General features: G+C 42.4%; 11 protein-coding genes. 6 read left to right on the forward strand and 5 right to left on the reverse strand.

The genetic code is table 11. From position 1 onward, the window contains the following. Window positions 1-5: 5 nt before the first annotated feature. The 5 genes from ACLL8Z_RS12745 to ACLL8Z_RS12765 are packed head-to-tail and all read right to left on the reverse strand — an operon-like array spanning window position 6 to window position 1,821. Window positions 6-335, reverse strand: coding sequence for a YeeE/YedE family protein (locus ACLL8Z_RS12745; protein WP_411275173.1), 330 nt, complete (start codon window positions 333-335; stop codon window positions 6-8). Further along, window positions 238-486: a rhodanese-like domain-containing protein gene (locus ACLL8Z_RS12750; protein ID WP_411275164.1), complete on the reverse strand. Its 249-nt coding sequence runs from the start codon at window positions 484-486 to the stop codon at window positions 238-240. Before ACLL8Z_RS12750 ends, ACLL8Z_RS12745 begins: the two co-directional genes overlap by 98 nt. 46 nt (window positions 487-532) lie before the next feature. Further along, window positions 533-682, reverse strand: coding sequence for a hypothetical protein (locus ACLL8Z_RS12755; RefSeq protein WP_411275165.1), 150 nt, complete (start codon window positions 680-682; stop codon window positions 533-535). Next, window positions 640-873 (reverse strand): hypothetical protein, encoded by a 234-nt coding sequence (locus ACLL8Z_RS12760; protein ID WP_411275174.1) that lies wholly within the window; start codon window positions 871-873, stop codon window positions 640-642. The genes ACLL8Z_RS12755 and ACLL8Z_RS12760 overlap by 43 nt, the downstream gene beginning before the upstream one ends. A 54-nt stretch (window positions 874-927) precedes the next feature. Next, window positions 928-1,821, reverse strand: a complete 894-nt coding sequence (locus ACLL8Z_RS12765; RefSeq protein ID WP_411275166.1) for an AraC family transcriptional regulator — start codon at window positions 1,819-1,821, stop codon at window positions 928-930. Window positions 1,822-1,986: 165 nt separating this feature from the next. Between ACLL8Z_RS12765 and ACLL8Z_RS12770 the strand changes: the two genes are divergently transcribed. The 6 genes from ACLL8Z_RS12770 to ACLL8Z_RS12795 form a co-directional block, all read left to right on the forward strand. Further along, window positions 1,987-5,217, forward strand: coding sequence for a SusC/RagA family TonB-linked outer membrane protein (locus ACLL8Z_RS12770; RefSeq protein WP_411275167.1), 3,231 nt, complete (start codon window positions 1,987-1,989; stop codon window positions 5,215-5,217). A gap of 34 nt (window positions 5,218-5,251) precedes the next feature. After that, window positions 5,252-6,955, forward strand: coding sequence for a RagB/SusD family nutrient uptake outer membrane protein (locus ACLL8Z_RS12775; RefSeq protein WP_411275168.1), 1,704 nt, complete (start codon window positions 5,252-5,254; stop codon window positions 6,953-6,955). Between the two features lie 178 nt (window positions 6,956-7,133). Beyond that, window positions 7,134-9,359 carry a PQQ-binding-like beta-propeller repeat protein gene (locus ACLL8Z_RS12780; protein ID WP_411275169.1) on the forward strand — a complete coding sequence of 742 codons (2,226 nt, stop codon included), beginning with the start codon at window positions 7,134-7,136 and terminating at the stop codon, window positions 9,357-9,359. A gap of 62 nt (window positions 9,360-9,421) precedes the next feature. Continuing rightward, complete coding sequence (locus ACLL8Z_RS12785; RefSeq protein ID WP_411275170.1) at window positions 9,422-10,801, forward strand: DUF1080 domain-containing protein; 1,380 nt, start codon at window positions 9,422-9,424, stop codon at window positions 10,799-10,801. A 36-nt stretch (window positions 10,802-10,837) separates the two neighbouring features. Next, window positions 10,838-11,752, forward strand: a complete 915-nt coding sequence (locus ACLL8Z_RS12790) for a DUF6807 family protein (protein WP_411275171.1) — start codon at window positions 10,838-10,840, stop codon at window positions 11,750-11,752. Between the two features lie 106 nt (window positions 11,753-11,858). Beyond that, window positions 11,859-14,060 (forward strand): PVC-type heme-binding CxxCH protein (locus tag ACLL8Z_RS12795; protein WP_411275172.1); only part of this gene is annotated, 2,202 nt, incomplete at its 3' end.

A 14,060-nucleotide genomic window follows, 5' to 3' on the forward strand; every position in this document is an offset into this window, starting at 1 on the left:
CAAATTTAATGCGGGAGCCTGTCTTTAATTAAACCGTAGATGTATGTTCCTACTAAAGATCCGAGAACCACAATGATCATTGCCCAGTATCCATAACCTATATTAACAAACATTGGTCCCGGACAGGCCCCTGTTAAACCCCACCCTAAGCCAAAAATCGACCCCCCGATTATATACCTGGGCCAGCTTCTATCCTTATCTTGAAAAACGATGGGGTTCCCGTGAAAGTCTCTTATTTCAAACTTTTTTATTGAATATACGGCTAAAACTCCCAGAACTACAGCAGTTCCGATGATCCCATACATATGAAACGACTGAAAACGGAACCAAAAAATCTATGTTTGTAGAACCGAGAATGGTTCCGCTCTTATATTCTTCAGGGGTTCTCATGTCGACCAGTATGGCATTGCCGGTATTTTGAAAATTCTTTCTAAAATGATATCCATCCAGATCGTTTTCGTTATTCTTGAAAAAGCTATTAAACATCGTCTCCTATCTTAATTAAGGTTACATTACAAGTAATTCTTTATTACTATATATACAGCGTACAAAATTGAGCATTTAGAGTTGATTGCTTGGTGACTTTTGTCACAATGGCTTTTTTAATGGGTAATTTAATTAGGAATTTCAAAACCGGAATCAGCAAGAAGCCGCCACCTGCGCCCAGCAGCCCGGTAACCACCCCAATGCCGGACCTTCACGGTAAAGCTTAATTCTTCCCTCTACAACAAGTATCGTGGAGCGAAAATATTGTCCGGTAGTCATCAGCATTTCGCCCGGTTCAAACTCTTTTATCGAAGCATTGTGGCCGATTTTTTCCATAAGAGCCGGTTCGAAGTTTTTAAAGTTGTGTTTTAAATATTCTTTGATCATTTGCAAATAGTGAATTATGGATGGAGAATTAAAGCTTGTGCTGGGAATTACAGTTTAAAAATTACCATCTACCTCGATCTGTACTTTAAGACATTCAATGCGGTAGTGAAACGGATGATCACCTGTTACTTTCTTAAATTGTTTGTTAAAGTTAGAAATGTTGTGGAAGCCACATTCATACCCGATCTGGTTGATGTTCATATCTTCTTCGCTAAGTAATTTACGTGCATAATCAATTCTGATCTCCTTTAAGAAATCGGAAAAGGACTTGTTTACCCGGGATTTAAAATACCGGCTAAAGGAGGTAGGCGTCATATTGGCAATAGCAGCAACTTCTTCCAGTCTTATCTTTTGTTTGAAATTTTTCATTACATATTCGTAAACTTTATTCATTCGGTTTGTTTCTGCTTCTGTATTTATAGGAACGTAATGCTTGTGGGTAATAAAATGACACTCCGGCGAATTTGCTGTAATATCTAATATTTTCAATAACTGAATAATACTTTTTATTCCCTTCAGCTCAAGTAGTTCAACCATCATTTTACTGACCTTGCGATTCGTATCTCCGTTTATTTCCAGACCCCGTACAGACTTTTGAAGCAAATGACGAATATTTTCAAACTCTTCTTCATGATGAATGGGTTCTCCCAGGAAATGATCATGGAAATAGATAACAATTCCTGTAGTTTTTAAATTATTGGTTTTATCAAAATAGCAGTTGTCACTACGCCACACATGTGGAAGATTTGGCCCTGTAAAAACTAAATCACCTTTTTTGAAAGGTTTCATATTATCGCCTATAAAACGGGTCCCTTCCCCTTGCAAAACTAAAAATAGCTGGTATTCCTGATGGAAATGGAAAATAGGGTCGAAATATGGCGCCTCCAGTTGCTTAATCACGAAGACTTTCGAGTCTGGAATAGCCACTTTTGGAATACTATTTTTCATTAGCTTGTATATTTTATCTTAAAAATAACCAAAATCACGTGTTTCGAGATATAAAAACATCAACATTGGATAGAATAAGGTTTTTTTTAAAAAGAAACAAAGAATAAAATTGTTATTGAGTTTTGAAACCATTGCATAACAAAAACAAATAAAACCTTAAGTAAAATGAGTAAATTCAGACTAACACTATTAGGGGAGTATCGCACTGCTTTCATTCTCCTTTTTATTATTTTCTCGTCTGTTAATCCCATTTACGCACAAAACTTTCCACGTCCGGTAAAGGGAAAAGTGACAGATAATAAAGGGAATGCGTTGATTGGGGTAACCGTTAAACTAAAAGGAACTGCAAGCGGTGCCAGTACCGATATACAGGGTGAATACTTAATCCAGGTTCCGGATGATAAGAGAATTTTGGTATTTACTTATCTGGGGTATAGGTCCGAGGAAATTGCCGTTAACAGTCAATCAACTATCAACGCTGTACTGGAAGAGGATAATCAGCAGTTGGAAGAAATAGTTGTTGTTGCTTACGGTACTCAGAAAAAGGCCAGCGTAACCGGCGCAGTAGCCTCTATTGGATCAGAAGATTTGAATGCCGTAGCTGTGGGAGATGCGGCATCCCGGCTACAGGGTCGCATAGCGGGTGTTACCGTTACCACCAGTAATATTCCTGGCGGAACTGCTACAGTGCGGGTACGAGGTTATGGTTCATTGGGTAACAATAACCCTCTTTATGTCATTGACGGCATCCCCCGAACCGATATGGATAATATTAACCCCAATGATATCGAATCAATGACCGTACTAAAAGATGCTTCTTCTTCAGCCATTTATGGTTCCCGTGCCGCTAATGGAGTTATCGTGGTAACCACAAAAGGCGGTAAAGAGGGCAAGACCACTATGAACTTTGATGCACGAATTGGAATGCAGGATAAAACGAATAGCCCTGAACTGATGAATTCGGAAGAAATTGGATTGAACTTATGGCAAAAATATAAAAATATGGGACTGGTCCAAGGCGGCACTGGATGGGGAAATGTTCAGTACGGTAATGGCGCTGCGCCGGTTGTTCCGGATTATATTTTCCCGGCAGGTAAAATGGCAGGGCAAGTGGACGAAAGCACCTATACCTGGCCTACCCCGTACAACGCCATAACTAAAGCAAATAAAGGTGAAACAGACTGGTATGAGACCATTTTTTCTCCTGCTCCGCTGGAAGACTATAACCTCTCATTGAGTGGCGGAAATGCAGGAAGTGTATACAATGTATCTGCTGGTTATATGAATCAAAAGGGCATCATAAATTATGGAGGCGACGCGTTAAATGCTGCTACGAATAGCGGATTTAAGCGTTATTCATTGCGCTCGAATACCGATATTAAAGTCAACGACTGGCTAAAAATAGGTCCCAGGCTCAGTGCCACCTATCTCGACAGAGCAGGCCTTCTAAGCGGCGCGCCTGCGGGCGATGTACTTACCCTGCATCCTATACTTCCTATTTATGACATCAAAGGCAATTTTGCAGGTTCAAAAACTCCTGCAACAGGCAATGGTACAAACCAGGTAGCTAACCTTGTCAGGAATAATGACGACTATGACCGTGGAATAATTCTCCAGGGAAGTACGTATGCGCAAGCCGGAATAACAAAAGATCTGCTCTTTAGAACGATGCTTGGCGTTAGTTATAACACGAGAAATAGCCACGACCGGAGCCTGGCTGATCCGGAATGGAACCAAACTGCTCTTGTTAGCAGGCTGAATACAGGTTCGGATATTAGCCTTCAATATAACTGGATCAATACGCTGAATTATATGAAGACCATCAGGGCCAATCACAATATCAATGTATTGCTGGGCTCAGAGGCGCTGGATAATCGTAACGAATCAGTAGCTGGTGGACGATCAACTTTTGCATTTACAGATCTGGACTATATGGTATTGAACGCAGGTGAAAAGGATATAACTAATGCAGGAACTTATAACCAATCGAGACTGTTTTCCTATTTCGGACGTCTAAATTATGATTATAAGGGAAAATACCTATTGGAAGGAGTTATCCGCCGCGACGCTTCTTCACGTTTCGTCGGCAAATACCGCTGGGGAACTTTTCCTGCATTTTCAGCAGGTTGGAGAATTTCGGAAGAACCTTTTATGGATAATGTAAGCTGGCTTGATGATCTCAAGCTGCGTGTGGGATGGGGAACAAATGGTAATGATAACGTAGGTAATTACAATGCCTACAGTACCTACATCGCAAACGGGAACGAATCCTATTATAATATCAGCGGTTCAAGCAGAAGCTCATCAGCCGCAGGTTTTCATCAATCATCTGTAGGAAACGAGCAAGGTCGGTGGGAGACCAATGTTGCAAAAAATATCGGGCTGGATATATCCCTTTTGAAATCTAAGCTGGAAGTCACCCTTGATGTTTATGAACGTGTTACATCTGACATGCTCTATAACGATTCAAGGCCGGCTACCTGGGGCCAGGTGAACTTACCTAATATAAATATCGGTGAAATGAAAAACACAGGGGTTGATCTGATCTTAACCTACCGTGGCCAGGCAGGCAGAGACTTCAGTTACTCCTTAAATACAAATCTTTCTCATTTTAGAAATGAGGTGGTTAAGTTGAACAATAACCCCAATGAGCAACGTTTTGGGAACGCAGTCGAAGCGAGTTTTAGTACTGTGACTCAAGCTGGGAAGCCCCTTAATACATTCTACGGGTATGTAGTTGAAGGAATTTTTAATACGCCTGCAGAAGTTGCTGCCTGGCCTAAATTCAATCCTAACCTTGCCGGGGTGGATGTTTATAGTATGCCGGGGGTTTTCAAGTATAAAGATGTGAACCAGGACGGAAAAATCACTCCATTGGATCGTACATTTCTTGGAGATGGTTATCCTGATTTGTCTTACGGGTTTAATCTGGATCTGAAATATAAGGCATGGGACATGACTACGTTTGTTCAGGGCGTAAGCGGGCGTAACATTGTTAATAATGCAAAACGGGGTGTCTTGTTCGTGCGCTCTGATGGTAACTACTTAAGGTCACGTCTTTATGAGTCATGGACTCCGGAACGTTACGCAAGTGGTTCAAAAATCACCTTGCCCATTACTATAAACAATGATGCGAATATGTCATTGCCCAATTCCTTTTTTGTGGAGGATGGGGATTACCTGCGTTTGAAAAATGCCCAACTCGGTTATACTGTTCCTGCAACGGCTTTGTCAAGAATTAAAATGCAGGGGCTTCGGGTTTACCTGCAGGCCACAAACCTGTTTACTTCAACAAAATATAGCGGAATGGATGTGGAGGTAAATGAGACCGGCATTGACGGAAGCGTTTACCCAACCCCCCGAATCATTGTATTTGGTTTTAATATGAAGCTTTAAGTTAAAATATAAATTGTCTATAATTTAGTATGTTATGAAAAAGATATTCATTTTTTCTGCTGCCATTTTAACCTTGGTCCTGGGTTCATGTAAAGACGATTGGTTTACAATTCAACCAAAAGGCGAAGCAAACTTCGAAACTTTACTAAATAAAAGTGGCGTAAATTTCCTGCTGATCGGCGCGTATTCTAACGTTGATGGAGCTAACAATAGAAGTGCACAAACCCAGGCCTGGTCTACAACGGTATCTAATTGGGTATGGGGAAGCGTTCGTGCTGATGATGCTTATAAGGGGTCTAATTCTGGCGATCAGGCTCTGATCAACGACATTGCAGGACATTTTTTAACTGCCGATAATACATATGTTAACAGTAACTGGCAGCAAAAATATGATGGCGTGCTGCGCTGCAATGATGTATTGAAAGCTGTTGCCAAGGCTACAGATATGAGCGCTCTTGAAACGACACAAGCTATAGCCCAGGCCAGATTTCTACGGGCTCATTTTTACACCGAGCTTACCAATTTATATGGTAAAATTCCGTACATCAGTGAAACAACAGAAAACCCGTCGACAGTACCTAATGACCGGCTTTTATGGCCCGAAATAGAGGCAGATCTGAAGTTTGCGCAGGACAATCTTCCTCACCGCTGGAGCGACAAGGGCCGCGCAACTAAATGGGCTGCTAAAACTTATCTGGCACGAGTATACCTTGCTCAGCGAAAATACGCAGACGCAAAACCTTTACTGGAAGATGTTTACACTAATGGTGGATTTACCTTAGCTCCTCAGTTTATAAATAATTTTCTGATAGCAACAGTAAACAATTCCGAATCGATTTTCGAGGTTCAATACTCGGTGAATGATGGATTCGGAGCTAATAACGCCAATATTGGGGATGCCCTTAATTCACCTTCATTTAAATCATCGAGTAACTTCTTTCAACCTTCTCACTCATTAGTCAGTGCTTATAGAACAGGCAATGATGGCCTCCCGGTAAACCTGGATCCAACCACTTATATCGCAGCCGAGCAACTCCCGTACAGCACGGCTACTTCCAATGCTACTGTACTTTATACCCAGCCGGTTGACATGCGTCTAGACTGGACGCTATCCCGTCCGGGTGTTCCTGACTTTGATTGGGGCATTCCTAACATCACATGGATTCGGGACCTCAACAATGGCGGGCCATATATGAGCAAGAAGTCGACCTATTTACAGTCTGAAAAGAACATTTATTCCAGCACTACGGTACGGCCGGGTGCTAATGCAAATAATTACCGTAAGTTTAAATTGAGCCATGTAATACTTTGGCTTGCCGAATGTGAGGCGGAAGTAGGTTCATTAGCTACTGCTACCAAACTGGTAAATGAAATACGTAACCGGGCTAAAAATTCTACTGTTGTTAAATTCTCAAATGGAACACCTGCAGCAAATTACAAGACAGAGCCCTACCCCGTAAATTTTGCGTCGAAAGCATTTGCGCTTTTGGCTATCCGGCATGAAGAACGACTTGAATTTGCATTGGAGGGCGTTCGCTTTTTCGACTTGGTAAGATGGGGTATAGCCGGGCCGGTATTAAATCAATATCTGGCTGTCGATGGCTTAAGAATGCCATCCATTTCAGGTAAAAAATTCCAGATTGGGCAGAATGAGATTGTACCTATTCCATTAACCCAGATTGATTTATCTAAAGACAAAAATGGAAAATCAGCCCTTACACAGAATCCAGGTTATTAATTATCTTAGCAATAATGAAGCTGTTAAATCCAGGCAGCTTCATTTGCCAGGGAAAATAAATTAGACTGGAACTCTGCGGCTTGCTTCCGTATCGGCTACAATTGACAATTATTGAAAAGTGCTGATAAGAATAAGCTCTATTACTAATTAATAAAATAGAGCTTCATATATACTATTTATGAGAATTAATTATGTTTCCGGGCGTCACCTGCTATTTTTAAGTGTATTGCTGTTTTTTATAGCCTGTACTGCAAGAATGGATAGTTTGCAAAACCCTTCGGGCACTAATAAGAGTAGTGGAGCACAGGAGGGCCAGTGGAAAAACAGGCTCAATAATCATAAAGAGTGGGGAATTTACAGGGGACACTCCAGCGGGATTCAATATTCTGAACTGGATCAGATCAACACTGGAAATGTTCAAAAGCTGGAAAAAGCATGGGAGTACCATCATGGCAATCCTGTCGGGCCAGGAATGTATGCCAACCCAATCATTATTGATGGCCTATTATATTTTACTACACCAGAGGTTAATGCGGTAGCTTTAGATGCGGCCACGGGCAAGGAAGTGTGGGTATTTAAGCCCGGTAAGCACGTCAATGCCGCACGTACTTTTCGGGGCCGTAACCGGGGCCTTGTATATTGGGAAGATGTGAATGGCAAAAATAAGCGGATCCTGAATTTTGTAAAAGACAGGGTTTATGCCGTAGATGCAAAAACCGGAGCCCTTATCCAGTCGTTCGGGGAAAATGGATATATAGATCTGCGAAAAAATATGCCGATAGCGCCGGAACTGGTCGACATTGAGACTACGACCCAGGGTATAGTATATAAAAATATCCTGATAGTGGGTGGACGTACGCCTGAAGAGAGCCCTTCGACCCCTGGCGATGTTCGCGGCTATGATGTACTGACCGGAGAGTTTAAATGGATATTTCATACCATACCGCAGCCGGGAGAGTTTGGATACAACACCTGGAAATTTGAAAAAGATGAGAGATACGGGGGAACGAATCCCTGGGGAGGACTAACGCTGGATGAAGAAAGAGGATGGGTATTTTTTGCAACAGGATCGGCGGCCCCTGATTTTATTTACGGTGGGATGAGAAAAGGAGCGAATTTATTCGCCAATACCGTACTGGCATTGGACGCCACAACTGGTAAGCGCATTTGGCATTACCAGACAGTACATCATGATATCTGGGACTACGATGCTCCTCCTGCCCCCATTTTAGCCACGGTCACTTCCAACGGGAAATCCCGTGATATTGTCGTTCAGCTTACAAAGCAGGGCCTAACCTTCGTGCTGGACCGAAAAACCGGGGAGCCGGTATTTCCAGTAGTAGAACTTCCTGTACCGCCATCAAAGGTTCCCGGGGAGGAAGCCTGGCCAACGCAGCCCTTTCCTTTAAGGCCCCCGCCTCTTAATCGTACCACCCTACGGGAGTCCGATTTAAGTAACATTACCCCGGAAACCCACGCCTATGTTTTGAATAAATTCAGGCAACATGAAACAGGGCCGTTATATACGCCGGCTTCCATGGCTGGAGTAATTACCATGCCCGGCCATCAGGGTGGCGTAGAATGGGGAGGTGCTGCTTTCGATCCCCGTACAAACGTAATGTTTGTCAATGTTAATGAAGCGCCCACAATACATAGTCTCAAGCCTTTAGCTGCCAATGTCGACATGGCGTCGGCAACACCTCTTCAGCGTGGCGCGATGATCTATAATACAAACTGTACCGCATGCCACGGGGTAAACAAAGTGGGTAATCCGCCATTATTCCCCCCGCTTACCAACTTAAAACTAAGCAGCGATTCCATTAAATCTATACTTACTCACGGTCGCGGCATGATGCCAACCTTTAAACAAATTATGGGCGGACAGTTAAACGACCTGGTTGCCTATTTGAAGAGCAGCGATATTGAAGCCGAGCCGGTCAAGACTGCTACGACGGACCCTGCCTCTGACCGGGCACCGCGATACGCCAATATGACCCCGTTTTTTGTTGATCAAAATGGCTACCCAGCTATATCCCCACCCTGGGGAACCCTAAATGCTATAGACCTGGATAAGGGCGAAATTCTTTGGAAGGTTCCCTTGGGTGAATACCCCGAATTGGTTGCCAAAGGAATTCGTAATACAGGAACAAAGAGCTTCGGCGGGCCGGTAGTAACAGCGGGGAACCTGGTGTTCATAGCTGCCACAGCCGACGAGAAGATCCGGGCATTTGATAAGCGCTCCGGTATCGTACTATGGGAATACCAACTGCCTGCCGGAGGTTACGCTACGCCAAGTGTATACATGATCAATGGTAAACAATATATTGTAATTGCTGCTGGGGGCGGTGGGAAGAACGGTACCAAGCACGGCGACTCTGTCATCGCTTTTGCATTGCCCAATTAAGAGACTTTAAAGCTTTTTTGCGCAAAATAAATTTACAGGAAATAGGAATTAGAATGATCCGCATGAAAAAAATAGAATTTCCCGGCATATGGATAATGTTAATTTCTGTGCTATTATCTGTGCCATGCAAGGCTCAGGAAAATAATTGGCAGACCATTTTCAATGGCAAAGATCTTGACGGCTGGCAACAGCTCAACGGGAAGCATATATGGGAAGTTAACAATGGAATGATCGTTGGAACAACGGTTCCGGGCGAGCCAAACGGTTTTCTTTGCACGAATAAAGAATACGGGGATTTCGTACTGGAGTTGGACGTGTCAATAGATACTTTAATGAATAATTCGGGTATTCAATTTCGCACACTTAGTTATCCTGATTATAATAACGGCCGTGTACACGGTTACCAGATGGAAGTGGATCCAAAACCACAGCAATGGAGTGGTGCAATTTATGAAGAGGGAGGGAACAGGGGTTGGATATATCCTGGGGAGCAGCTCAGTCCCGCCGCTAAAAAAGCTTTTAAAAGAGACCAAAAAAGTGGGTTTCAGTGGAATAAATATAGGATTGAATGTATAGGCACCACGATCAGGACCTGGATAAATGGAATTCCGGCTGCGCACCTTATTGATGGAAGATTTCTAAGAGGATATATTGGACTCCAGCTACATGCTAATCAGGCAAACGATCCGGCCGGGAGCTATAAAGTGCGTTTTCGTAATATTCGCTTACAAACCGGCGATTTGAAAATTTCACCTTTGGATAATGCATTTGTAGTTAACCTTCTTCCTAATAATCTGTCATCCCAGGAGGAAAAGAATGACTACTCTTTATTGTGGGATGGCAAATCTACCAGGGGTTGGAGCGGTCCCAATAAATCTGAATTTCCTAAAAATGTCTGGTCGATTAAAGACGGAGAAATGAGTGTGTTAAAACCTGATGGTACAGAATCAGCCGGTGGTTCCTATATAATAACTGAAAAACAATATGGTCCCTTTGAGTTGAAATTTGATTTTAAACTTTCAGAAGGAGCTAATAGCGGGGTTAAGTATTTTGTAAACGAATCTGAAGGAAACAGAAGTACAGCCCTATCCTCATTGGAATATCAGATAGTGGATGATTCCGCTTCCGGCGTAACGGGTAATCGAACACTCGGATCACTAGCTGATATATTGGCATCAAAAAAGACATCTGCCATAGCTAAAAGAATAGGTGAATGGAATCAGGCTTTTATAAAAATGCTCCCAGATAAGCAGGTGGAATATTGGCTGAACGGGAACAAAATTCTAGAATACAAGCTTGGATCTGCTGAATACAAGGATTTGATGTCAAAAAGTAAATATAAAGACTTGCCAAACTTTGGTATGTCGTTTAAAGGCCATATACTTCTTGAAAATAATGGAAGCTCAGTATCTTATCGTAGCATGAAAATAAAGGAAAATTAATATGGGAATAATAAGCATTACGAAATAACAGTTATTATGAGATTAATTGCCTTATTTATAGTTTTTGTTTTTATAGGTTACCCGGGCAACGCTCAGATCCTCAAAAATAGGAAACAACAGTCGAAAACAATATTACGTATTCAGCAAGACCAGGCTGCTGAGACTATCTCTGTCTTTTCCCGCAGTGCTAAGGAACCAATACTTACACAAATTGCCAAGAGGGATGAGCGCCCCTACATTCATCCCATTATTGCTCCTGATGGTAAGGGAATACTTACCGAATACCGCCCGGAGCACCATTTACATCAAACTGGAATTTACTGGGGATTAAAATTGGTCAATGGCCGTGATTACTTTATGAAGTGGCAAGGTGATTATTGGCGTGGCATTTCAGCGAGTGTAATAAAGGAAAAAGGGAAGCAGGTCAAATGGCAGACCGTTTATGATATGCTTGACGAAAAGGGCAATACTATAATGGTCGAAACGCAAAACTGGACAATGCAGAAATATGATGGAAAATATCTGCTGGACCTGGAATGGAGAGGAGAAGCAAAAACAAACGTCACAATGGGAAAATTCTACGTGGGAGGCTTATTTGTTCGTATGCCCTGGGTTAAAGGAACTATTGGTGCGATTATTAATTCTGCCGGGCAACGTAATATGGAGATGGAAGCCCAGCGAGCTATTTGGAGCGATGTAGGGATAAAGATTGATGGGCGTGATGATTTTGCTCATATCGCGATCTTTGATCACCCGGATAACAAAGCCTTTCCTACCCCTTGGCGGGTTGATACTCAATTGGGACTTGGCCCTTCACGACAAATTTTGGGAGACTGGAAACTTGCCAAAGGTGAAACTGAGGTTATCCGTTATAGATTGTTTGTCTATACTGGAGAGCTGAACAATGCAGAGTTAACACATTCATGGAAAGAATTTATTCTTGATCATTGAAACCTTAGACATTTCTTTTTATAAGAGATGGCAAGATATCTTAATTTTAAGACAGTTTCTGAGCGATTTTATAATTATCAAGCCTAAATTAAAGAACAATAAACTTATGATCCGTTCATTCATTCTATTTATTTCTTTTATCATTTTCAATTTCTGGGTTGGGTTTAAATACATCTCTCATAATGGGTTTCCATTTTTAAAAGATAAAGAAGTTGAACTTAATATTAAAGAAGACAAAGCTGCAGGTACAATTTCGGTGTATAGTGCAGACATGAAAGAACCCATATTGACTCAAAATGCAAAAGCTGATTTCCGGCCATATATACATCCAATTGCAGCGCCAGACGGAAAGGGCATTTTAACTGAATACAGCCCGGGGCACCATAAACATCAAACCGGACTTTACTGGGGTTTTACACGTGTAAATGGACGGGATTATTTTCATAATCCTTCAGGTGATTACTGGAAAAGAGTTTCAGCTCGTGTACTGGAAGCGGTAGGAAAAGAAGTAAAGTGGCAAACGGTGTATGATCTGCTTGACGAAAAGGGAAATAAGGTTTTAACCGAAACCCAAAACTGGTCAATGAAAGCGCAGGACAGTAAGTTTTTTTTGGAATTGGAATGGAAAGGTGAAGCAAAAACAGATATAACTATCGGCAAATACGATTACGGAGGTTTATTTCTCCGTATGCCATGGCGTGAAGGTATTAAAGGCGAAGTGGTTAATGCCGCCCGTCAGCGTAATGAAAAAGCAGAAGGACAGCCCGCAATGTGGGTTGATGCCGGTATGCAGGTTGAAGGTAGGGACGATTTAGCACATATTGCGATTTTTGATCATCCTCAAAATAAAGGTTATCCTCAAACATGGCGTGTGGACAATCAATTTGGAATTGGCCCTGCAAGATCCCGTAATGGCGATTGGAAAATAAATAAAGGAGAAACAGAAGTTATCAAGCATCAACTTGTTGTTTATACCGGTGCCTTAAATGATTTGGAGCTTACGGATATGTGGGGCGATTATACCGGAGAAAAATCCATGTATTCGACAGTGGCTTTATGGGCGATTGCTCAAAAGGAAGGTCTTGAGGCCAAGTTTTTAACGCCACAACAAGCTGTGGAAGCCATTACCGTTAAGGACGGCTTTAAAGTGAATGTTTGGGCAGCAGAACCAATGATGACGCAGCCTATGGCATTTTGCTGGGATGATAAAGGCCGCCTATGGATTGCTGAAAACAAAGATTATGAATCACGGGGGTATGGTTTTTCAAATGCTGGTAATAGCCGGATTTTAATTCTGGAAGATACCAATGATGATGGCGTTGCCGATTCGAAGAAAGTATTTTTAGAAGGGATTCCGTTTCCTTCGGCCATAGCGGTTGGTTTTGACGGCGTTTTTATTGGCGCCCCGCCAAATTTGCTGTTTGTTCCTGATCGCAATCATGATGATAAAGCAGAGATGGAAGATATTGAAGTTCGTTTAACCGGCTGGGGCATTCGCGACCGGCATGAAACCCTGAACAGTTTACATTGGGGCCCGGATGGCTGGTTGTATGGTTTACAGGGTTTTGCAACGCCTTCCAAAGTGCGGAAACCTGCTGGCAAGGGACGGATCTATAAACATAAAGAAGCATTTCCGGAAGATATACTGGAAGGGGAAGGGGTGGACATTAACGGTGGTGTTTGGCGCTATCATCCAACAAAAGACCGCTTTGAAGTTGTGGCACATGGCTTCAGTAATCCATGGGGGATAGATTATGATGCTAAAGGGCAGCTTTTCATCAGCGCATGTGTAATTCCGCATTTATGGCATGTAATTCCGGGTGGGATTTATCACCGGCAGGGAGGGCAGCATTTTAATCCTTTTGTTTATGATGATATTAAAACCATAGCTGATCATAGCCACCGTTCTGCCCATGGAGGGGCAAGGATTTACCAGTCGGACGCTTTTCCGCAGGAGCATCAGGGCAGGATATTTATGGCTAATATTCATGAACATGCTGTACTGTCAGATATCTTAGAGCGAAAAGGTTCTGGATTTTCAGGCTATCACGGGGACGATTTTATGATGGCAAACAATGCCCAATGGGTAGGTTTTAGTATGGAGATAGGCCCTGATGGGGGTATGTATGCTCTGGATTGGCATGATGCGGATATTTGTGGGAAAGAGGTTTTGAACTCAGAAACCGGGCGTATCTTCAGAATTACACCTAAAGAATCTAAAGCACAAAACTTTAATGGCCGTTATGATGATTTAAGTGAGATGAGTGATAAACAGCTGGTTGAATTTCAAACAAGTAAGAGCGACTGG

The sequence above is a fragment of the Daejeonella sp. genome (assembly GCF_046590655.1).
Taxonomy (GTDB): Bacteria; Bacteroidota; Bacteroidia; order Sphingobacteriales; family Sphingobacteriaceae; genus Daejeonella.